Genomic DNA, 23,777 nt, shown 5'->3' with positions numbered 1-23,777 from the left:
CATGGCACCCACCGAAAACGGTCTGGTCATCGTCCCCGCCGGTGCGGGCGCGGGCAAGACCCACCGCATCAAGACCCAGCTCTCAGATTGGGTAAAACGCGGCGTGGTGCGGCCCGAGCGTATCCTCGCCGTGACCTTTACCGAGGCCGCAGCGGGCGAATTGCGCGAAAGGATCCGCGCGGGCCTGCTGGCCGATGGGCTGGTTGCCGAGGCGATGGCGGTTGAACGCGCCTATGTCTCGACCATCCACGGGCTTGGCCTGCGTCTTCTGACCGAACATGCGCTGGCGGCGGGGGCCTCGCCGCAGCCGCGACATCTGGGTGATGCCGAGCGTGACCTGCTGATCCGGCAGGCTTTGGCCCATGCGAAGTCGCTGGATCCGATAAAGGCCGAGCCGGAGCGTTTCGGCTATGAGGCGAATTGGCAAAAGGGCGAGACGGTCGAAGACAGCCTGCGCGCCCGCGTGCTGGCGATGATCGACCTGTTGCGCGGACTTGGTGACAAGGGGCGCGACCCCGGCCTGATCGCGCCTGCACTCGGCCGGCTTGATGCGGTCTATGGTGAGGTGTTGGCCGATCCTGCTGCCGCCGGCGAGGCGCTGTGCGCAGCGGTGCAGGCGATGCTGGCGGCTTTCCCCGAAGGCGGCATGGCCACCGTCACCGCCAAAGGCCCGCGCGAGACGCTGGAGAAGAACCTTTCCCAGTTCCAGCGCGTGGCACGAACCCCGGACCTGCTGAACCGAGACTGGTCGGTCTGGCAGGGGCTGCGCGGGCTTTTCACCTCGAACAGCCGCACGAAAACGCCCCCGGGTTATGACGACCTTGCCACAGCGATCATGGAGGCGGCCGATGCTCTGCCCGCACATCCCGGCCCGCTGGCGGATGCAAAACTGCATTTGTCGTGCCTGATCGCCTGCGCGCAAGAGGTGATGGAGGCCTATGAGGCGCGCAAGAAATCGCTCGGCCTGATCGACTTTGCCGATATGATCACCGGCGCAGAACGACTGCTGCGGACCGACCCGGCGGTGCGTCAGGCTGTGCTGGACGAGATCGACTGCGTCATCATCGACGAGTTTCAGGATACCAACCCGGTGCAATTCGCGCTGCTCTGGCAGTTGGGCGCACATGCGCCGCGCACGCTTCTGGTGGGCGATGTCAAGCAGTCGATCATGGGCTTTCAGGGTGCCGACCCGCGCCTGTCGCAGGCTCTGGCGGCCGCCAACCCGGATGCCACGCAGCCCTTGGATCGCAACTGGCGCTCGACGCCTGCGGTGATGGAATTCGTCAATGCGATGGGGGCGGGCCTCTTTGGCGCGGGCTACAACCCGCTGGCCCCGACCCGCGACCCGGTGCCCGGCCCGGCGATTGAGGTGCTGAATGCCACGCAAGGGCGGCGATCTCAGAAATACTCTCAGCCTCCGGAGCATATCGCCGAACGTATCGCGCAGATCCTGACCGGGACAGAGAACATCACCGACCGGCACAGCAAGGCCGCACGTCCTGTCCGCCCGTCGGACATCGCACTGCTGGTCTGCCGTCACTCCACCGCCGCCCGTTATGCAGAAGAGTTGCGCGCGCGCGGCGTGCCGGTCCGCATCAATGAAGACGGCTGGGCTGCAAGCACGGTGGTCGTGGCCGCCCGCGCGGGCCTCGCCTTTGCCGCCAATCCGGCAGATATCCATGCGGGGCTTTTGCTGCGCACCCTGGGGCCCGAGCCGCTGCCTTTGCAGGACGCGCTCTCGGCCCAGATCGACGGACGGCTGGCTGATGATCCGGTGTTGATGCGGCTTGCGGGCCTCTCCGACCGGCTTGCGCTTTTGCCGGTTGGTGCGAGCCTCGATCTGGTGCTTGACGCAGCCGGTCTGCGCCTTTGGGCGGATCGCCAACCTGACGCGGCCCAATCACGCGCCGATCTGTTGCGGCTGGAGTCTGAGGCGGCGGAGTTCGAGGCGGCCCACCGCGACCTCAAGGCAGCCTCGGGCTTCCATGGCGAAACGGCCAAGGTTTTCCTTGGCTGGCTGGACGCCCGTGCAGGCGAGCGCGATTTCGACCGCCACCCCGACCCATCGGCCAACAGCGCCGAGGCGGTCGAGATCGTCACCTGGCACGCCTCCAAGGGTCGGGAATGGCCGATCACGGTTGTAGCCGAATTCGACCATGGCATTGAGGAATGGCCTGGCTCAACAGCAACCCGCTTCGATGCCCTGGACCGGATCGATGATATGGCCGTGGTGCTGGGATCAGCGGCTTTGATCCACACCCCGGGCTTTTCCGCGCCCGAGGCCGAGCGCCGCTTCATCGAGGACCGACGCGAGGCCTTCGAGGCCAATGCGAAAAACCTGCTTTATGTAGCACTGACCCGCGCCCGCGACCGGCTGGTGCTGGAGTGGCCCGGCTTCCTCAAGGACCGCGATGAGGACGCACCCGAGGCAAAAAACCTCTTCCACATTTTCAACGATTGCTGTGCCCCAAAGATCGACAACGGCACTTTGCGCATAGGCACCGCCCTGTGTCCGGCACAGATCTTGCAGCTGCCCGAACAGGCGGGACTGACCCAGTATACAACCGGTGGCGACGCCGATACCGCCCGCTTCGGCCATGCCATGCCATTGCCCCCAACGACCCTGACGCCCTGGCGGCTACAACCCTCGCAGGCGCGGGTCACTGCCGCAGCGCCCGCCACACAAAGTATCTCCCTTGGCGCGGCGTGGCCCGAAGCCATCAATGACGCCGCACGCGGCACTGCCTTGCACCTGGCTCTGCGCACCTGTCTGACCCGCCCGGATCTTTCCCCGGCGCTGCTCCGCGCAACCGGGCTGGACGAGGCCACGCTGACACTCGTGTCGAACCGTGCCGAAGCGCTGAAGGAATGGCTCAAGGCCGAGGGCTATACCGATCTCAGGGCCGAAATCCCCGTCCTCAGCCATACGCCCGATGGCGCCGAGATCCCCGGAACCATCGACCTTATGGCCGTCGGCCCCAAGGGTGCGCTGCTGATCGACCATAAATCTGGCGGGGACGGAGCGGGCTTCGGCCCCTATTGGCCGCAGCTTTCTTCCTATGCCGGGCTGGTTGCCCGCCTGTTCCCGCAGCATCCGCTGCATGGGGTGGCAGTATTTTGGGTTGATCATGGGCGGCTGGAGCTGGCCAGGGGCGTCATGCCGTCTGATCACCTCACGCAAGCCGAAACCAGTTGACCGGCCACGCTCCGTCCTTCGATCCAGCGCCAGTTTGCAGGGCGTGAGGCGTTCGCCGAAGGCTATTCTCGCGGTTCTTTTTGATCGCATAACATATTGCAGAAACCGAGGTTGGACGTGTCATTTTTCGGATGGGTTGATTTTGATCAGGCGGATCGCGACCGAACGCGGCGCATCATGGATCTGTTCGGCGCCGAGGACAGTCGCGACGAACTCGGTCTTGGAGCCATCCGTGATGCTGTGGCGGATCTGCTGTTTCCTGGCACATCAACCATCCAGACGCGGCTACGTTATATGATGTTTGTGCCCTGGATCTATCAGATTGCCGGGCAAGGAAAGGGGTCTGTGGCTTCCCGAAGGGATTACGCCCGCGCCTTGGAGATCCGATTGATCGACGCTTTGGATCGGGGCGGCGAGAGTAAAGGGGTAATTGGGAGCGAAGCACGCGAGAGCCTGAAACGCCTGCCCAGCGATGTCTATTGGGCGGGCCTGCGCAGCCTCGGCATTCGGCAGTTTGATGGCAGCAGAAATGCCTGCCTCGAGGCCTCCCCCGGTGAGGCTCATCAGCTTTGGAGCGCAGGGCTGCCCGCGGCACCTGATGGTTTTTTGCAAGATCCGGGTTTCAAGGTCGATTTCCAAATGACCCCGCAAGAGGCTGATTTCCTGCGTGATCGGCTCGTAAAAGAGGCACCCGTCAGTCTGTTTACGCTACTGTCTCGCGTGCAGAAAACCGTCGACTGCAAATTCATCTGGCTGCATCCTGACCGAAAAAACTGGCCTGCCGACCTGCAATCCCTTGTTTTGCATGCAGAACGCTTCTCACGGTTGATGCATGGAGCGTCGTTGCTTTACAATCTTCTCCTCTGTGAAGAGGCGGTCAAGCGACATGGCGCAGATGCCAGCGCCTGGCATGATCGGCGCGCGGACTATGACGCGCGGCTCAAGACATGGGCCGACGATACGCCCCAGGGGCTGTTTGACGGCTGGTTGCTTGCCGAGCTTTGGGATCTGACAGCGGCCACCGTGCATCGTATCTCGCCCCGGACCCGAGACTTCATCGCGGCCTGGCTCGACGCGGTGCGCCGCAGCAAGATGAAGGTAGGTGCTGACGATCAGGCGCGTCAGCTGGTTCGCGAGCGCGAGATTTTTCTCAAGAAGGGTAAGTCGCGCTTTCGTAACGAGGCAGCACTGGCGCGGTGGGGCGGCGCATCTGGCCTCGGAGAGCTGAACTTCCGATGGAGCATCGCCCAAAGCCATCTGGAGGACCTTCATCGTGCCGGATAATATCGCGCTCGACCCTGAAAACCGCGTGCTCTATGGCGAAATACTGCGTGCGCCACCTGGTTATGAGTTGGACGCAGCCGTGGCGACGACCTATTCGCTCGATTTCGAGACGGCCTTGGTCATCCCGGCAACCCTTGCATTCCACGCGGCAGAAAACCGCAAGCAGACACTCGATACGCCGCTCGCACTTCTGGAGGGGCTGGAGCGTGTCGCGAAGAAGGTGGCAATCTTCTGCGAAGGCGGGCGTATTGCCGGGATCCCGCGCGGTGCAAACAGGCTGACGGCACTGCTGGAAGATACGGTGACCGAGGTCGTGGCCCCGCGCGGCGGTGCCTTTCATCCCAAGCTCTGGCTCTTGCGCTTCACTTCGATCTCTGGACGGGAGGAGCCACGGCTAAGGCTTGCGATTTTGTCGCGCAACCTGACAACCGATATGTCATGGGATCTGTCTTTGGCGCTCGACGGCACAATCGGGGCGGAGGCAGATCGCACGAATGCGCCGATTGTTGGGCTGCTTCGTGCGCTTCCCAATATGGCGTCCGGCCAGAAGCCGCCAAAGCATGTTCGGACCATGTTGACCTCGCTGGCGAAAGATCTCGAATGCGCAAAGTGGATCTGTCCGCCGACCATGCGACGCGTCAGCTTCGCGGTGAATGGCCTTGGCGAGACAGTCTGGCGCCCGAAGATTGGTGCAAAACTCGGGGTCATTTCGCCCTTTGTGACCGATGCGGCCCTTGGGGCGCTGCTCGGAAAAGTGACCGCCGAAAACGCCTGGCTCCTCGGGCGTTCGGAGGAACTGGCGGGGCTTTCGGGCGAAACCCTCGAAAAGTTTGGCCATATCCGGGTTTTGGATGAAATGGCGGAAACCGAGGACGGCGAGGATGCTTCGGAGACTGCGCATAATCAGGGGCCTGTTCGGGGCCTGCATGCCAAAGCCTTTGTAACCGAGCATTACTCGAGCACAGAAATCACGATGGGCTCGGGGAATGCCACATCGGCGGCATTGCTGAGCGGCGCCAATGTCGAGGTCTTTGCAACACTCTCTGGCTATACCCGGGATATCGGCTCGGTTGAGGCGCAAATGTCACCGGAAAACCTTGGGCGCTTTTTGCGCGATTTCGTGCCTCATGCCCCTGATGTCACAGAATTGGAGCAGCAGGCCGAGCGGCGCGTCGATGAGCTGTTGCGTCAGATCGCGAGATCTTCGCCCCGGCTTCGCTGTGAGGTTGGCCCAGAAAACTCCGTCACGCTTTACCTGTCGGTGAAGGAGGCGGTGAAGGTGCCTGAAGCTCTTGGTTTGCGCGCATGGCCTTTGGTTCCGGGAGAATCCTGGGGCGTCGATATCACCTTTCTTTCGCAAAAGGAGATATTGCTGGGGCGCCACGCCCTGCGGGATGTGACCCGCTGGATCGGGCTCCGGCTTCAGGACAGGGAAACCGGTTTTTGCCGCGACATCACTCTGGGATCGGAGTTGATCGATCTGCCAGAGAACCGAACCGAGGAAATCCTGCGCGCCATCATCGAGAACCGGGAAGCATTCCTGCGCTATATACGTTTGCTTTTGGGCGATGTCTCTGACGCCGTTAAGACGCTCCTCGCCGCAGGAGCCGGTGGTGGTGCTGACTGGGGGGACGGGATCGCGCAAGACGCCCCCATACTTGAAGATCTCGTGCGTGCGCTTTCGGGCGATGGGCGGCAACTGCGAGATGTCGATCGGCTGATCACACGCCTCGGGGATGCCGAGGGGCCGGACGGCCCGCTGATCCCACCTGAGTTCCGCAAGCTCTGGGCCTCTTTTCAGGCCGTGATGCCAAAAGCAAATGGTAAGAAATAATGACCGAGCGCTTCACCGCTGAACCCGCCTTGCGCCGCCTCAAGGCCTTCCAGCGCGCCACTGTGGATTATGTTTCACGGCGCTTGCTGTCTGACCCGGATCCCGTGCGGCACTTTCTCGTGGCCGACGAGGTCGGGCTTGGCAAAACAATGATCGCGCGTGGGGTCATCGCCCGAACGATCGAGGCGCTGCAAACCAGCGTCAAACGCATCGACATTGTCTATATTTGCTCGAACGGCGCGATTGCCCGTCAGAACGTCACGCGGCTGAATGTGATGGGCGAAACGCAGGCACGCGTTTTGCCGACACGGCTCACCATGCTGGCAATTGAACTGGCCAAGGCAGGCGGGATCAAGCAAGAGGGCGTCAATTTCTTCAGCCTGACCCCTGGCACCTCTTTGGATCTCAAAAGCGGCGGGGGCATGAAAGAAGAGCGCGCACTGATTTTGCGCCTGCTCTGGGAGCATCTGGATGACCGCCGCGCCGTGGCAAAGATGTTGCAAGGTTATGCCGGCGCGGATGGCTGGCGCACAACGCGGAACTGGATTGACCAGCAGGAGTTGGAAGAATCCATCATCTCTAGATTTGCTGCGGCCACCTCAAAACGCCCGGATTTGTTGGCCGAGCTTGAGAACTGCGCACAAGCCTACAAAGGGCTGCGCGGAAATAGCCGTGATCTTAACCGCCGCCGTGAAGCGATTGTGGGGGAGTTTCGCAGCATTCTCGCCCGTGAGAGCGCCGAGGCCCTTGAGCCAGATCTGATTGTGCTGGATGAGTTCCAGCGCTTTACCGAGGTGATGCAGGGGGATGGTGAAGCGGCCGAACTGGCGCGCCGACTGTTTAACGCCGCCGGGTCGAACGGTCGCCTGCCAAGGATACTTCTGCTCTCGGCGACGCCATACCGCATGCTGTCATTGCGCGATGACGAGGCGGATGCCGGCGACCATTACAAGGAGTTTCTGGATGTCATCGACTTTCTCTTTGATGAGAAGGGAGCGGACATCCGTGCCGAGCTCGAAGGTGAAATGCGGCGCTTCCGTCAGGCGCTTCAAACCCTGCCGAATGGCTTTGACGATGCGCTGTCCCTCAAAACCATGATCGAAGGCACTTTGCGTCAGGTCATCGCCCGCACCGAGCGTGTGGCAGAGACGGAGGACCGCGATGCGATGATGCGCGACATTGATATTCCAGTCACTGTCGAGCCGGGTGACCTTCTCGAAGCCGTGGCTGTCGCAAGGGTTGCCGAGGCTGCGGATGCACCCGGCACCGTGGAATACTGGAAATCCGCCCCATACCTGCTCAGCTTCCTTCGCGATTACAAATTGGGCCAGAAGCTTGAAGCCCAGAAGGATAACCCCTCCGATGCACTTTTGTCTGCGATCCGTCAGGCGAAAAACGTCCAGATCGATCTGAACAGCATCGAGGAATACAAGCCCCTTGCGATCCCCAATGGCCGCATGCGCGCGCTTTGCAAGCTTGCCTTTGAGAACGACCTCGCGACGCGGTTGTGGATTCCGCCCAGCTTGCCCTACTTTGGTGATCGTATTGCTGCCAGCAAACTCCTGCTGTTCTCGCAATGGGCGATGGTGCCCGATGCCGTAGCTGCGATCTTGTCTTTTGAAAGCGAACGGGCAATGGGCATGGCGAAGCAAGGCCATCCCTATTCAAAGGCTTTCGCCAAGCAGACGCAATTGCTGAACTTCCGCCACACCCGTGACAGGTTAACCGGGTTGCGGGCACTGCCGCTGGTCATCCCGTCGCCAGCTTTGGCCGCTGCCGTGGATCCCCTTGATATCTGGCGCAGGCAGGGGCCATTGCAAGATCATGGCGCGATGCGGGCTGCGGCCCGGCAATATCTGGAGCCCATCGCAGATCATATTCTCTTTGCTCAGCGGCCCATGCCACAGAGGACGGCTGACAGGGATTTCCCCTCTGACGACGATAGCGATGGCGCCCGGGTCGAAACCTGGGATTGGGCCGCCGCCGCCTGGGCTGACAGAGAGACGCCTGGCTATCTCGCGTGGTTACGGACGGGGGCCGGATTGCAGGGGGGGCTTAGGGATGATGGACAAGAGGCCTGGTCGGATCACACAGTGGCGCTGGCCAATGCCGCGGGCGCGGATCACCTGATCGGAGATCCACAAAGGAACACGCTTCTCGATCACCTGACAGACCTTGCTCTTGGCAGCCCTGCCACCTGTGCGCTGCGGGCCTTGCATCGCGTTGCGCCAGATATGGAGCTGAACAACCCTGTGCTTCTAAGCGCGGCGGGCAAGGTTGGAATGGCTTTCCGGGGGCTTTTCAACCAACCCGAGAGCCAATCTCTTTTACGCGGCGACGGCAGCGGCGTCTATTGGCGTTCTGTCCTGCGCTATAGCCAGGACCATGATCTTCAATCGGTTCTGGACGAATATGTTCACATCCTGCTGGAAGCAGAGGGCCTTGCCGATACCGGCCCTGACAAGGTGGTCACCCGCATCGCAGAAGCCATTGAAGAGGCGATTTCTTTGCGACCGGCCACGATCAGCCTTCGCACCTATAAGGCGCGCGCGGATCGCCTGCAGATCACGGACACATTCCACATGCGCGGCCGTTTCGCGACACGTCTTTTGCAAAAAGCCCAGGAGGGAGGGGCGGCACAAAGGACAGACACCGTCAGATCCTCTTTCAATTCTCCCTTCAGGCCGTTCGTTCTGGCTTCGACTTCGATCGGGCAGGAAGGCCTCGATTTTCACCCCTATTGCCATAGGTTGGTGCATTGGAACCTGCCAACCAACCCTGTTGATATGGAGCAGCGTGAAGGCCGCGTTCATCGATACAAAAACCACGCCGTGCGGCTGAATCTGGCCAAACAGGAGGCAGGGTGGCTGAGGCAGGCTGATCCGCAGTCGGACCCTTGGGCGCAAATGTTCACGAGAGCCCATCAAATGGCTGCAAGGCCGGGTGATCTGGAGCCATTCTGGCTCCTTGAGGGAAGCACAAGCGTCGAGCGTTTTACCCTGACGCTGCCATTCAGCAAGGAAGCTGCTTTGCTTGGCTGGCTGAAACGCTCAGTTGCGCTTTACCGCCTGGCTTTCGGACAGCCTCGGCAGGACGATCTTATGACGCTATTGTCACGGTTGAAGGCTGACCATGAGGGTCTCGATCTTGAGCGGCTACAGATAGGCCTGCGGCCGATTGTCGAGGCATGATCGCTCGCTCCATCGGGTCCATCTCGGCCACAGGGTATGTGCCGGGCACTAAACCGGATCAGGATCGTTCCCGCAAGAACCCATCATGCGCTTCAGATTGACTCCGCACCCCGCATAGACCATGCTTGGTCCATATGAAATCATGGAGGTTCGCCATGACTGTGCAGATGAATGTCGCCGAAGCGAAGGCGAAGCTGTCAGAGCTTCTTGCTGCGGTGGATGCGGGTGAGGAGGTGATTATCGCCCGGGGCGGCGTTCCTGCCGCGCGGCTTGTGCCGGTGGCCAGGACAGGCGTGCGGCTGGGCCTTCTGGAAGGCGTCGTCAGCCCCGGGTCCATTCCCGACTTTCTGGAGCCCATGAGCGAAGAAGACCTTGCGGAGTGGGGCGGTTGAGCCATGCCGTCATTGATACCCATGTGCTGGCCTGGTCGTTGGTTGCGCCGTCATTCCTGTCGACCGGGGTCAGAACCCTGCTCGAAAGCGGTGCAACGATCCATGTTCCGCCCTGCGCCCTCCATGAGATTGCGCTGAAGGTGCGGAAAGGCAAGTGGGATGAGATGTTGCCATATGCGGGCAGCCTCGACAGCCTGTGCTCCACCCAGGGGTTCCGCATCGCCCCCTATACGGCCCGGATGGCAATGTTGTCCGGGTCAATGGAGTGGGATCACCCGGACCCGTTCGACCGCATGATCGCGGCAACAGCCATCGAAATGGCGTGCCCGCTCGTATCCAAGGATACCGCCTTCGTCGGACTGGACAATTTTGCGGTATGGAAGGGCCGAATCTGGTAGATTTCCATGGCACCTCATGCGTTTGCCAGTGCCAGACCGGACATCCAGCCCGATGCCTTTGTGCTTGACGACATCGGGCAGCAGTGTCGCTGGCCGATCGCAGCCAGGATCTCGATGACTTGTGCTGTGAAATCAAGTGAGTGCTGAGCCGGAACTGCGGGGCGAGGTCTTGCGCGGATGTGCCGATGACCTGAAGAATTAACGAAATACCGTGGCTCCGGGGGCATCGAGCTTGGAAACATGTATGCTCAGGCGGCACCGCTTTTCAGGCTCAGCGCCTCATTCTCGTTGAGAAAGTAACGCGGACGTGCAACCTATTGACGAATATGGATCCGTCTGCGCCGAAAGCCTCGAGGGGGAACTACAGCGTGGCCGAGATGCTCACAATATTATCCGGGTCAACGAGAATTAATGTCAGCCGTATTGCGCACAATTCAGGCGTTCCCGCGCGGACGAACTGTCGAGGAGCTTCAAGTCCTTCTGGGCACGGCATTTCAGCACGATGGGCGTATGGCAGTTATTGCCGAGTTGGAGCATCTGTCCGCCAATGGCGCCATCCGTCGCCGTAGCGATGGAAAATGGATACCCGTTGCTCCGCCGACACTGAAGAATCTGAAGGAACCGCGCCTGCAAGACAATGGAGCCCCAGGTGAGAGGTCCACGCTCGTCGCAGCTCCATTCAGCCGTTCTGTCCGGGATATCGTAGAGGCAGAGGATCTATCAGACGGTGAGGCGGACAGCCAGATCGAGCCACAGGCGCTGTTGCGCTATTGGCGCTCTGCCTTGCGTGCCGATCCGCGTGGTGCGACTACAGAAGCCCCAGATCGTCACGGCAGCGCCTGGCATCTGGTGGCAGGTCGGGGTCCCATTCTCCCCGAGAAGGGGAAGACAACGATCCTGACAATTGATCTCGATGCATTGTCATCGGACTTCCGGGCTGCCCTCCTGCGGCGAGAGGCCAACGAAAACGCTCTTGCGATCGGGTGGCCTATCGCGATCGGGCGCAGATCAGGCGTGCCCGCAATCTGGCCTGTCGGTCTGATAGCCGCAGAATGGCGACGCGCCGATGGGCAATTGCATGTCGAGATCGCTGCAAATGACGTTCTGGTCAATCCCGACTGGCTGAAAGGTGCCGCTCGCATGACAGGCTGGCGGGCAAAGGATCTGGCTGAGGTCTTTGTTCAAAGCGATGGCGTCGGCCTCATGGGGGAAGATTTCCTGTCGCGGCTTGGTGATGCCGCCGCAGGTCAGATCCGCATGAAGGTCACGGGAGAATGGGCCGCATCGGAAGTCGACGCGGACAGCCAGGGCATCTATGATGCGACAGCACTTTTCCTGCCGGATGACAGCAGCTTTACGGCAGGTGCGGTTCGTGACCTCGACCAGATCGCAGCCTGGCCACATGAGCGGCTTGCCCGCACCGCCCTCGGCCCCGTGCTTGGCCTCTCTGCGCCAGCGTCAGAAAAACCATTTCCTGCGATCAACGTTGGTCAGGTCAATGCCGAACAGATCGCTGCGGTCAGATCAGCGTGCCACAACGCGTTGACCGTCGTCACTGGCCCTCCAGGGACCGGTAAATCGCAAGCCATCGTGTCCATTGCAGCTTCCGTGCTCTTTGCGGGCGGATCGGTTCTGGTCGCCTCAAAAAATCACCAGGCACTTGATGCCGTTGAGGACAGGATCGGCGCGCTTGCATCGGATACACCATTCCTGGTCCGCACGCTCGATCCGGCGCGCGATATCGACAGGTCGTTCTTGTCTGTTCTTGCTGAAATCATCGCAGGACAGGATGGTTCTGCACGCCCATATGACGAAGCGCTTTTCGCCCGGCTTTGCCAAATGGCCGAAGACCGCGGCACCGCTTTGGACATCATGACACAGCGGGCTGCGCTTGAATGCGAAATCGCGGACCTTATCGAGCGCCTCGAGGCCCGCATCAAGCATCTGCAGTCGGACGACATCGCAGACCGCGGCCGCGATGCCCCCCAGACAGTCCGGGGCATAGCAAAACTGATCGCCTGGTTACGTCGACTTTTCCTCCGTCAAAGCGCAAGAAACACCCATCCCGCGTCAGAAGGCGTTGATATCGTGCGGGAACTGTCATTCCGGCGAGGAGAAAGAGACGGCCTTTCCATACCGGGTGACACGGTGGCGCTCAGCAGTTCCATCGCCGAACTGGCAAAGAAACTTCTGCCGGTTGTTCTGAAAGGACGCACTGCTGTTTCCTCGGAAAAGCGCGAGCAGCTTGACCATGCAAAGGCTGATCTCGATTTTCACGGGGCCAAGGGGCCGCTGCCCAGTGATCTCACCCAGGCCGTCGTTCAGCATCGGCCGCTGTGGCTGGCTTCCGTTCTGGGCACACCAAAACGTATTCCGCTGGATGACGGTCTGTTCGATCTGGTTATCTTCGACGAGGCCAGCCAGTGTGACATCGCATCTGCCCTGCCGCTTTTTGCAAGGGCGCGCCGTGCGGTTGTTGTTGGTGACAATAGACAGCTCAGCTTTATTGCCCAATTGGGACAGGCACAGGATCGCAATCTTATGCAGGCGCAAGGTTTGCCGGTCACCCGTATGAGCCGTTACGCCCAAAGCCGCAATTCCCTGTTCGACTTTGCGCGGCGAGTGCCGGGGTGCGAACGGATTCTGCTTCGGCAGCAATATCGCTCCGCAGGTCCGATCGTCGACTATATCAGCCGGGAGTTCTACGGTCAGGCACTGCGGACCGCGTATGACCCGGCGACGATCCGTCCACCGAAGGGGTGCAAGCCGGGATTGGATTGGACGCATGTTCTCGCACCGATGGCGATGGACGCGAGCAATGTTAATTCGGCCGAGGTTGCAGCCATCGTCAGTCATCTTGAGGCTCTCCTGCTGCGCGAAGGTTATGACGGAACCGTAGGTGTGACTTCCCCCTTCAGGGGCCAGGTGCATGCGATCGAGCAGGCCGTTCGGAGCAAGATCCCCGCCCACAAACTCGAGGCAGCTGAGTTCCGCGTGGCGACGGTGGATGGTTTTCAAGGCCAGGAACGCGATGTCATGTTGTTTTCTCCGACTCTCGGGGCGGGCAGCCGGGTGTCAGCCGTGACATTCTTGCAAAAAGACCATCGGCGTTTGAATGTTGCCATTTCGCGCGCAAGGGCGGTTGCCCATGTTTTTGGTGATCTCGACTATGCCCGCAGCGGCAAGGTCCGAACTCTTGCGGCGCTTGCAGCCGCAGCGACCGAACCCCGAAAACGTAGCGGAGAAGGCGTCTTTGACAGTGATTGGGAGCGCAGGCTCTATCATGCCCTTCTGGGGCGCGGTCTTTCTCCGAAGCCGCAATACGAAATTGCAGGCCGAAGACTCGATTTCGCGCTTTTTGGCGCCGGTGACATCAAGCTCGACCTTGAAGTGGACGGCCGCCTTTTTCACGAAGGCACAGACGGTGGACGGAAGCTGTCCGACCATTGGCGTGACCATCAACTGAAATCACTCGGCTGGCGCGTGCGTAGGTTCTGGGTGGATGAATTAGCCAAGGATATGGAGGCATGTCTTGACCTCATCGAACGAGACCTCGCGTAGGCAGCGCACCCATACGACCGTGGCGACGGTGCTTGCGGTTCTTGCAATCGGCGGGGTTGGCTGGCTCGGGTTCCAAACCAACGCCCTCCATCAGCGCTATGGCGAAATCGCCGGTGATATCGACTATTTTTCTGGTGAGCGTGACAGGCTTCGCACCAGTCGTGATGCCCTGCTGGCGGATCGGGCGACAATCGAGGGCGACCTGTCGGCGCGGCAAGACGAACTGCGTGGCCTTACACAGGATGCGGCGCGCATATCTGCAGAGCGTGACGGAGCAGTCGCGCGGCGTGATACCTCGGTTGCCGAGATTGATGCCCTTGCTGCACGGCTTGCCCAGGCCAACGAAACCATCGCGCAAGCAGCCGGTCTCACAGGAGAAATCACAACGTTGGAACGATCTGTGCGTGAGCTTGAGCAACGCATAGCCGTCCTGACGTCCGAGCGGGACACGCTTCAGCGTGCCGTTTCTGATCAGATATCTTCGCGCGATGGGCTGACCCAGGAAATCGCTGGTCTGCGGGATGAACGCGCGAGCCTGGATTCCGAAATTGCGGCCAGAAGAACCGAGCTGACAGCACTGAGATCAGAGTTTGATGCACTCACCGTTCGCATGACCGCCTTGGCTGCCCGCGCCGAAGAGTTGGATGGCATCGAGGCGAGGCTTGCTGCGCGACAGCAAGAGGTTGCGGCCATGGAGGCCGAACTCGCACGCCTTCAAGGTGAAATCGGCCCCCTGCGAACAGAGATTGGCCAATCCAGTGCGAATCGCACCAGTCTTGTGGAAGCAATATCGGGGCTCGCATCGCAGCGTGAACGTCTGGCTGCCGATGTTGGCATGGCAGAAGCGCGTGTCGCCGAGCTCGGCAGAGAGGGTGATACGCTTCAAACTCGATTGGATGATCTGACCTCCCGCATCACCCAGCAACAACAAGCTCTTGCCACTGCACGTCAGGAGGCCGCAGGTGCTGTGACTGAACGGGATGCGGCGCGGGATGAGATTTCGCGGCTTTCGCTTGAGATTGCCAACAGAGGTGCCATCCTCGCACGGATAGTCGACGCCGAGCAGCAAATATCTGCGCTTGAGGCCCGGAGTTCGGCCGTGGCTGCGGAATTGGCAGAGCGGACCACGGCGCTTGAAACTGCCCGCGTCAGCCTTGCTTCCGTTGAGGCTGATATTTCCACGGCGGCAGGGCGCCTCTCCGATGCGAGAGCTGCCGAGGTCACCGTTCGTCAGGCAATCACCCTGCGCAAGACATCAAAGGACCAGTTGGATGCCGAAGTCCAAGGATTGGAAACACGGCGTGCCGCTCTGACACCAGAAGTTGTTGCGCTGGAAGCGCGGCTCTCCATGCTGCAGGCCCAGATTGCTGCGGCGGAGTCCTCCAGCGTGCTCCCGGCGGCAAATGGTGAAACTCCGACACCAGTGAACGATCCGGCGTCTGCGCCCGGCGAAACGAACGATTGAGGCGGGACAGATGTTTACAGCAAACATGTTTGTTTTTCTTGCACTTGCGGTGGCACTTGTTGTCCTGGCTCTGGTCACGGTTTTTCTGGCCACCCAACATGACAAGGCCGTGGCACTGGCTGGGCCATTGGAGGAAGAGCGGGCGGTCGCTGCCCGTATCGAAGAGAAACGCAAAACCATCTCAGATATCGAGGCGGAGTTGGAGAAGCGCCGTCAGGCACTTGCCCATGTCGCCGAGATTGGTGCCGAAGTTGATGCGCTGGAGCGGAAGCGCGATGACTTGCTGGCGGAGTGGAGCCAATCCGAAGCCCGGCGGGCGGAGGTTGAAGCCATCCGCCATGAGACAGAAGCTGCCCGGACAGAAAAGCTTGAAGCAGATGCCTCGCTGGCTACGGCAAGAGCCGATTACGATGAGGTGAAGGACAGGCTGGCCAAGGCCGAAGCGATCGATCATCGAATTGAAGCTCTCAACCAGGAACGCGACAGGCTTGATGCACAGGTCAATGAGCTCCGCGACAGATTGCAGACTTTGCAGGCGGCAGAGGCGCGGGTGGCATCGTTGGCCGAGGAAGCACGTCAACTGGAGGCAGAAACTGCTACTTTGACAGGGCGACTTGCAGCAAAATCAGCTGAGCTTAGCGAAGTTGAGGAGCGGCTTTCGGCTTCTCGCGCCAATCTGGGAACTCAGCGCGATGAATCCGAGCGGCTTGCAGCTGGGCTTGCCGCTGCACGGCAGCGCAGCAACGATCTCGCGCAGGAACAGGCAGCAGCAGGAGATCGGATCAACGCTCTCGAAGCCCGCAAGGCCAGCCTTGAGCGCGACATCGAAAAGGCGCGCGGCCTCACCGCAGGGGGAGCGGGCGAGGCCGATCCGCTACGTGAGCTGAAGCAAGCACCCCAAGTCGTGACCGGCCTGATGTCCTGGCGGCAGGCAGAGGCCATGAACGAAGGCGATGCGCTGAAACGCGTGAAGGACCGCTTCAAGGCTTTCGGCCTGACCTATCCAGACCGGATTCTGCACGCTTTCCACACCGCCATGAAGGTGAACGACACCACACAGATGGCCGTCCTTGCGGGTATTTCCGGCACGGGGAAAAGCCAGCTGCCTCGCCAATATGCTGCTGGCATGGGGATCGGGTTTTTGCAGGTTCCTGTTCAACCCCGATGGGACAGCCCTCAGGATCTGATGGGCTTTTACAACTATATCGAAGGGCGTTTCCGTCCCACGGACATGGCCCGCGCTCTTTTTGCGCTTGATGAGCAGAATAATGAGGCCGCGATCAAAGACCGTATGTTGATGATCCTTCTCGATGAGATGAATCTGGCGCGCGTCGAATACTATTTCTCTGATTTCCTCAGTCGTCTTGAAAGCCGTCCTGCAAAGGGGCGCGAGTCCGATGCGAACCTGCGCAAGGACGCAGAAATCGAATTGGAAATCCCCAAGGCACAGCAGCGCATTTTTCCGGGTTATAATCTGCTGTTTGCAGGCACGATGAACGAGGATGAAAGCACGCAATCCCTGTCAGACAAGGTCGTCGACCGTGCCAATGTGATGCGCTTCGGGGCGCCCCGGCATCTGGTTCAGGCCAATGTGACGAGCCAGCCCCCCGAAGAGCGCGCGCTCAGCCGTAGGCAATGGGATCGCTGGTGTGCCCGCGGCCTTCCACCTGCCGATCTGAACCGAGCCCAGGGGCGGATCGAAGAGATGCTCGCTATGATGCAGGATTTTGGCAAGCCTTTTGGCCATCGGCTTGGCCGGGCCATCCTTGCATTCACCGTGGCCTATCCCGAAGTGGAGGGAGTTTCGGATCGGATTTCTGTTGCACTTGCTGATCAGATCGAGATGCGGCTGCTTCCCAAGCTCCGGGGGGTCGACGTGGAGGATATGAGCCAGAACTTTGAACGTCTGCGCAAACTCTCCGAGGACTTGGGGGATGAGCCGCTTGCGGACGCTATCCGGCAATCGGTTGATGCCGCAGAAGGAACCGGGCAATTCGTCTGGAAAGGGGTTATTCGCTGATGCTTCGGCTGCAGCGGCCTTGGTCGGACGCGTCACTGCCGGACGCCGAGTCCTTCGGACGTTCCCATTGTCTATTGTCCGAGAGTGATGGCGTCGAGTCGGCTGGCGAACATGTCGTCATCATGCGCGGCAAGATCGGTGAGCGCCGGCGAGATCTGCTCCAGCATCCCTATCCGAAAAGGCACTCCTCCAAAGCGCCAACTCGTGAGGGGTTCCCGCTTCGACCGCGCGGAAAAGCCGGAGAAGAAGCCGATCCTGATGCATTTGCGGCTCTGGCCCGAATGAACGAGGTCACCGCCCGCGTGCAGGAACTTGGCGAAGCACTTGATGATCCTTCTACTCTTTGGCGGCACCTTGCTGCGGCCTGGGACCGGGCGGAACGGGAAGAAGACCCTCGTATGGCCGAAATTGTGCGGCAGGCACGAGAGATGTCACCCGTTCTCAAGCAATTTCGGGAGCGCATCCGTCGCGTTCTGAGGCGAAACCGCGAGTTGACACCTCTTGATCGCGTGCAGGAGATGGACCGCGGCTCCATGCAATGGCTTTCACGACAGCCGGGACGATCAACTGCAGAACGTGCAGGTGCAGCACAGCGCATCTTGGCGGTTGTCCGACACGAGAATTTCGATACGCTCGAAAACCGCGTGACCCATGCCTATCTGCGATTGGCAGGCGATGTTGGCCGCGAATGGATACGCGAACATCCCAAGGCGCAGGGCAGCAGTCGCTATCAGGCAGTGCTGAGCTATGTGAAGCTGTGCAAAAGCCTTGCAGCAGAGCTTGTCCAACTCGGTGTCGGCATTTCTTCGGCTGATATGACTCCAAACTATGTCCTGCTTGAGGACAGGGTTTACCGCGAGATACGCGAAGCATGGGAAGCGCTGTTGCGGCGCGAAAAGGCGCTGGACGAGCTCTGGGCCTGGCAAGCGCAGACATGGACGGATTTTACAGTTTTGGCGATGGTCCTGGCATTAGGCGAGATGGACGGTGCTCAACTCGTTGCACAGGCTCCAATCCAATTTCGGGATGAGGCAGCGAACGGAATTTGGTTTGAACAGGAACGTCCGATTGCGGTTTTCTGGGTGAAGTCTCTTGGCCGCGTTGTCGAAGTCATGGCCAGACCAGAGGTTCCCGGAACCTTGTTGACTCATGCGCGTGCGCATGTCGCACTACGCATTTCAAACCCTTTCGATGCAACCGCATTTCCTCATCGCGTTGCGGTTTGGACCCCCCACGCAATGGACAGGTTGGACCTCGAAACGGCAGCAGAGGAGGCCGGGCTGCGCGTTTCTCAGCTCATGAAGGTGTCAAACCAGCAGGAGCGCATCCGCCACGGTCTTATCCTTACGCCCGGGCACCACCAACCGCAGGCCGCACAGGCGGATAGGAATGGAGCATTTGTTCAGGCCATCGCCTTTGATGCTGCAGGGCCATCACTCAATGCGGGGCGCAATTTTATCCGAGCATTCCTGCAGCGCGACATCTGGGGAGCAACCTGATGTCGCGAAAACTTTGTGGGTATGATCTCAACGGTTGGAAGGACAGTGCCGCTCGCAACTGGCGAGTCATGGAAGATGGCGAAGAGGTCATCGAAGGGCAGCATCTTGGAGGGGCAATCCTCAATCCTGCGGTTGTTCGGATAGGCACAGGTCACAGCGAAAGCTGGATTGGTGGCTCACAAGCAGCGCTTGCGCCCCATGGTCGCGGTGGCGGCTGGGGAGATGTCGGCGCATCTGATCGCAGACGTTTGGTGCGGGCAATGCTGGCGGATCACGCAACCCCGGTCACAGCTCTGGCGGCAGCACTGTCAGGGCATGCGCATGGTGCGAAATACTGTGCGATCTCGATTGACGATCACCCCGGCACTGGCGAACAACTGCAAGAACGCCTGCTTTCGGCAGTCGCTTCCGCCCGGCTCGGGCGGGGTTTGCTGGTCTGGCGCTCTGTGCTCAGTGTTCTGGGTTGGCTGACCACCATGCCAGACCAAGTGAAACCCAAGGACGGTCTGAAAATTGGTGTCCTTGGCCACGTTGGTGAAGGTTTTACAATCCAGAAGCTGACATTGCGCCTTGAAGCTGAAGCACGGTTGTCGGTCTTCGCGCCCGAGCGACAGCAGGCGGCAACGCTGCTGAATTCCTGCCTTGGCTATGCTGGCCTGCTTTCCCGTATCGGAAGTCAACTTCAGACATCAGGCTCCGCCCCCGATCCAGGCTGGAAAGAACACGCGCGCTCTCCATCGGCCTGGGCATTTGATGCGGATTGCGAGCCGGAACTGATCCGGAACGCGCGGGGTGGGTTTTCTCAGGTCGCCATGAACTCCGACATTGTCCTTGATGCAGTGGATTTCAACGCAAGCGATCTGAATACACTTGAAGGCTGTGATTTCGTCATTCTCGAAACCTTGACAACGGGCGAGATCAGAGCTGCCATTGCGCAGGATCTGCGCGACATGGTTTCGTGTCCCCTTATTATCCCGGATTCTGCGAATGTAGCCAACGGCGCACTCGAGGCTGCAAAGCGATATGCTGCGGGTGAGCCGGTCTATTTTGACTTTCTCCCGGGCATCTCGACCATTGTCCTTGGTCAGGATGGGGCGGCAAACTATGATCTCGTCGAGAGCACCGAGACGCTTCCCGCCGGGCGAATCTATCGATCCCCACGCCCGGCACGGTTTGCAATCCAGCCCAATCAATCAGAGTTCAGCGTGCATTTGTGCAAGGATCTTGAACCTTGGCCGCGCAAGGCGCGGGTTGAGATTGGCTCAAGTGTGCCAACCGCAGTTCAGGTTGAACTGAGAGTTGAGCAGATGCCTGCGGCCGGACGTGCGAGGCTGATCATCGACGCCCCCACGATTTCCCGCCAGTTCACCATCGACTGGAATAGCGCCGAAGAGGTGCAAAAGCCATGGGATGATCTCATCGCGGAATTGGGCACAGCCCCTGCAACCATTCCGAACCGGATGGTTCTGCCCTGTGGTTTGGGGGCGTGGGAGGATAGCACACGCGCCTCTGGCCTCTACACTCTCCTGCGGGAAAATGATGACAAGGAGACCGTCGACTGGGCCAGTCTTGCGGCTCGCATCGCATCGCGCCCGAACCGGGAGTATTGTATCTCCAGCGATGGAGGAATTCCGGAAGGGCTGCCCGACGACACCACTCAACTGCTTGATAAGATGACGGAACGTGCGATGCTGCATATCCGAGATCGGATCAGCGGAAAGACGGTCGCGAATAATGAATCCCTGAAATTTTTGACCTGGCAGTTCAAACGTTCTCCACCAGAGCTTCCCGGCCTTCTACTGGATGCATGGGAAGCCCGCAATCCGCTGTTTCGGCATCCCTTTGTGACACACTCGATGAACTGGGTTCTTATTTTTCAGGGGCTTGGTCGGACCTGTCGTTCACAGCGGGACGAAAGTCGCGCATTTTCTCTGCTATTCTCAGTCCCGATCAAAGAGTGGAGCTATCGTTGTGAAACCGCTGCGATCGCGTTTCTTTTGTCTCGGTCTGAAACTGCGCCACTCCGGCTGGAACGAAAGCATGTAGATTTACTGGGCAAACGGGTATTGATTGAGTTCAGACAGGAATTGGGGACGAAGTATACTCGTTTCCAATATGCACCATTCTTGCTTGCCGGATTGCTGCGCTGGCGAATGAAATATCCCGGAGCACTTGTCGTTGGGCGAGATGCTCTGGCCGATGAGTTGGCTGAGGCAATTCATAGGACTCTCGCGGATTTCGGCAAGACATCGCTTCGCGACCATCAAAAGACTGCGGCAGTTTCCCGATATAAACCAATCTTGCTACAGTTGTTGGAAGAGTTAGAAGGTCGTGGGACAAATCCAGACCTTCTGCTCGATCTGTTCAATCTTGAGCCGTCATGAACTTTGAGGGTGTCGCTAACTAACCGCGTCGAGGAACTGTCTGAGCAAGCGTAGTAATCTTCTCACCAACCTGCCGCAGCGAGGCCACAGTCGACGGTTTTGCTTCGATGAGCGATGTCAGGTGCCTGCGTGCCGTAAGAACCTCCGGGTCTGCCATCCCAACTTTGGAGGCGTGTATTAAGAGTTCCATCGCATCGCGGATCGTCGAAACTGGCCCGTATCCATCCAGCGTTTCCCAGACGTGTATGACATCATCGGCCATGCGCCTGTCGAGCCAACCGCTCAACTCCCCAGGCAAGCTTTCAGCGGAATCTCTCAGACGGAGTTGTCGTTCGAGCATCATCTCCAGTCGCCGGTTGCAGGAAGCCACAAGGGCATGACGCAGGCGCTCGGCCGCCTCCATGACCGATGAGTGCCAGGGGTTGCGGATTGCCCGGTCAAGCAGGCCGTGCAACTGGCCAGTGCCAAAAAGTGCCGCAATACCTACCGCTGGCCCAAGGACGAGAGCGCCCGCAGGGCCAATCACCAACATGCCGACAAAAGCACCACCGATTTGCCCGACGGACGAGAGCCCACCCCGGATCGCGAGATCAATCACCAGCCATGCTGGCAAATCTTCGACCGGAATTTCTCCTGTCCAGGCCTTACGTGCAGCCCGCACACCGCCTACGATCATGGCATAGGCTGGCACCATGCTCTCGCTCATCGCTTCTGCGGCATCCAATGACCTTTCCAGAATACTTTGAACGTAATCAAGGTCGAAGCCCTCGACCGAACTCACCATATGCGCCCATGGCTCACTTGACGCTTCAGCCATTCTGGCAAGGTCAGCGTTGGCAATCACCGGAATATCGGGATACTTCGAAAAGTGCTCCTGCAGCAGGGACAGGCTTGCTCCGCATTTCACCTGCACGGGATTGCCGTCGATAAGCAGATCATAGCCCGGCATCGTGCTGCTGGCGGCGAGTTCAACGACATGCCCTTGCTCGACCAGGCTGGCCATTACGAGTTGTTCGGCGGCGTAGCCCCGGACCGCAATTTGTGCTCCGTTTGTGGCAAAGGAGGCCACGTGGGCAGCCAGGTCCAGCGGGCTGTCAAGATCGACTGTCCGGGAAAAATCAGCTGCCCTCAGCACCGCTGGGTCAATTGCGGCTGCATGGTAAAGCATGTCGCCTGCGGTCAACCCCGCAACCACGGCTGCGTCTGCTCCTGCGGGCAAAGGCGCATGTTTTATGGGAACACCCCAAGCTCCCGGGGCCGAAGATGCTGGCGACGGAACCTCGCCGGAAAGGCGGTGTTCGAGTTGGCCTCCGCGCAAGATCAGTCCGTCACGCGTCTTCTGGCTCAGGTGGCTCAGTTCCGCTTCACTAAGCCGATGGCCGCGGCGGAGCACGGACGCGAGGGTTTCCACTCCTGTGCTCTGATCTTGCATGCCTCCCACGGCCAGCAGGATTGCAACCCGGGCAGCGGCCGTCTCTCTCGCCGATACGCTCTGCCCTTTGAGGGCCCAATATCCCAAGGCAGCGGTTCCGGCGACGACTGTCATCGGGTTGGTCATGACGGCAAGGAAGGAAACCAGCGCCGGTCCGCTGACGAATGGCACAACCGCCGAGAGCTGCGCTGCGGCTATATAGGGTGCGAACCCCGCTGACCCCACGGCGGTGGCGAAAGCCGCCCATCCACCACCGGCGACCGCAGCAGCGGATATAGCTGTCTGACCCTTTTGAATCGCTGCGGCGACATCAGGGTCAACGGTCCCTGCCAGATCGAACTGGCTCAACCCGCCCATCAGCGCCATGAGTTCCGAAGCAACCACATCCGGAAAGCTGACCCCCTCATCACGCGAATTGCGCTGAAGTTTTGGAAGCGCCCTAACAAACTTCCGCCCGACTTTTGTAGCAGTGCCCGCGTCAGCAGCGGCCGCGCGCGCCGCAAGAACCGATGGTTTCAATATTTCGGCCGCTCGAACACCCAATGCAGCCGCTGCGCCTTGAATGTTGCGCATAGAAAGCGGGATGCTCTCCGGAAGCCCCAAGATCTGTGAAACTTCGCACCAAAGCTGGAGTCGGAGTGCGTCAGTGGAACGCGTTGTAACGAGCAAAGCCTCGCTGATCTGGGCCAAGCGGTCACTGTCAGCTGCCTGCGCCTTGATCAGTTTGGATTGAGCCGCTGCCGCAAGCCCTTTCAGGATCTCGGTGGTTCCCGCGATTTCGAGTAGTGCCAGCAAGCCACAAATCTCGCGGCGACCAGCCAGCCCGAATCCGGCGGCAATACTTGTTGGTGTGATGTTGGCGGTCACGTCAAGATTTTGCATTCTATCTCCTGACCGCTCCGCTCGGAACTCGACGATAAAGGTGGTCGACAAGTCAAATAATCCTGAGGTGACCCTACCAGTCATACACAGGATTTGACTATAGGTTACGGTCGCGGGTCAATTTGTAGTGCGAGGACGATGGCCCCTCGGCAAGGTTTTTATGGCTTGCGACGACATCACATGATGCTTGCTTCGGGCGATGTCTTCGAAATACGCATCTAGGGAGGACGGCTACAATC

12 protein-coding genes are annotated in these 23,777 nt (G+C 59.9%); 11 read left to right on the top strand and 1 reads right to left on the bottom strand.

Going from position 1 to position 23,777, the window contains the following annotated elements; translation table 11 throughout:
• Position 1: 1 nt before the first annotated feature.
• The 11 genes from JC607_RS17455 (at position 2) to JC607_RS17405 (ending at position 21,224) form a co-directional block, all read left to right on the top strand.
• On the top strand, positions 2-3,196 hold the full coding sequence (locus JC607_RS17455) for an exodeoxyribonuclease V subunit beta (RefSeq protein WP_233092974.1): 3,195 nt from the start codon (positions 2-4) through the stop codon (positions 3,194-3,196).
• Between the two features lie 117 nt (positions 3,197-3,313).
• Positions 3,314-4,480 (top strand): DUF6361 family protein, encoded by a 1,167-nt coding sequence (locus JC607_RS17450; RefSeq protein WP_198838172.1) that lies wholly within the window; start codon positions 3,314-3,316, stop codon positions 4,478-4,480.
• Entirely contained in the window at positions 4,470-6,314 is a 1,845-nt protein-coding gene (locus JC607_RS17445; protein ID WP_198838171.1) for a phospholipase D family protein, read from the top strand. The genes JC607_RS17450 and JC607_RS17445 overlap by 11 nt, the downstream gene beginning before the upstream one ends.
• On the top strand, positions 6,314-9,505 hold the full coding sequence (locus tag JC607_RS17440) for a helicase-related protein (protein ID WP_198838170.1): 3,192 nt from the start codon (positions 6,314-6,316) through the stop codon (positions 9,503-9,505). Before JC607_RS17445 ends, JC607_RS17440 begins: the two co-directional genes overlap by 1 nt.
• A gap of 155 nt (positions 9,506-9,660) precedes the next feature.
• Positions 9,661-9,897: a type II toxin-antitoxin system Phd/YefM family antitoxin gene (locus JC607_RS17435; protein ID WP_233092973.1), complete on the top strand. Its 237-nt coding sequence runs from the start codon at positions 9,661-9,663 to the stop codon at positions 9,895-9,897.
• The gene (locus tag JC607_RS17430) at positions 9,894-10,295 is read left to right on the top strand and encodes a type II toxin-antitoxin system VapC family toxin (protein ID WP_198838169.1); all 402 of its coding nucleotides are present in this window, start codon (positions 9,894-9,896) and stop codon (positions 10,293-10,295) included. Before JC607_RS17435 ends, JC607_RS17430 begins: the two co-directional genes overlap by 4 nt.
• Positions 10,296-10,805: 510 nt before the next feature.
• On the top strand, positions 10,806-13,856 hold the full coding sequence (locus tag JC607_RS17425; protein WP_198838168.1) for an AAA domain-containing protein: 3,051 nt from the start codon (positions 10,806-10,808) through the stop codon (positions 13,854-13,856).
• Complete coding sequence (locus JC607_RS17420) at positions 13,828-15,321, top strand: glycosyltransferase (protein WP_198838167.1); 1,494 nt, start codon at positions 13,828-13,830, stop codon at positions 15,319-15,321. The genes JC607_RS17425 and JC607_RS17420 overlap by 29 nt, the downstream gene beginning before the upstream one ends.
• 10 nt (positions 15,322-15,331) lie before the next feature.
• A complete protein-coding gene (locus JC607_RS17415) occupies positions 15,332-17,341 on the top strand; it encodes an McrB family protein (protein WP_198838166.1) in 2,010 nt (669 codons plus the stop codon).
• 122 nt (positions 17,342-17,463) lie between these two features.
• Entirely contained in the window at positions 17,464-18,840 is a 1,377-nt protein-coding gene (locus JC607_RS17410) for a hypothetical protein (protein ID WP_198838165.1), read from the top strand.
• Positions 18,840-21,224, top strand: coding sequence for a hypothetical protein (locus JC607_RS17405; protein ID WP_198838164.1), 2,385 nt, complete (start codon positions 18,840-18,842; stop codon positions 21,222-21,224). The genes JC607_RS17410 and JC607_RS17405 overlap by 1 nt, the downstream gene beginning before the upstream one ends.
• A 19-nt stretch (positions 21,225-21,243) precedes the next feature.
• Here the strand turns inward: JC607_RS17405 and JC607_RS17400 are convergent, their stop codons facing one another.
• Positions 21,244-23,538 (bottom strand): hypothetical protein, encoded by a 2,295-nt coding sequence (locus JC607_RS17400; RefSeq protein WP_198838163.1) that lies wholly within the window; start codon positions 23,536-23,538, stop codon positions 21,244-21,246.
• Positions 23,539-23,777: the final 239 nt, after the last annotated feature.

This window comes from Paracoccus sp. IB05 (assembly GCF_016405985.1).
Classification (GTDB): Bacteria; Pseudomonadota; Alphaproteobacteria; order Rhodobacterales; family Rhodobacteraceae; genus Pseudogemmobacter.
This window is presented reverse-complemented; position numbering and strand designations above follow the sequence as displayed.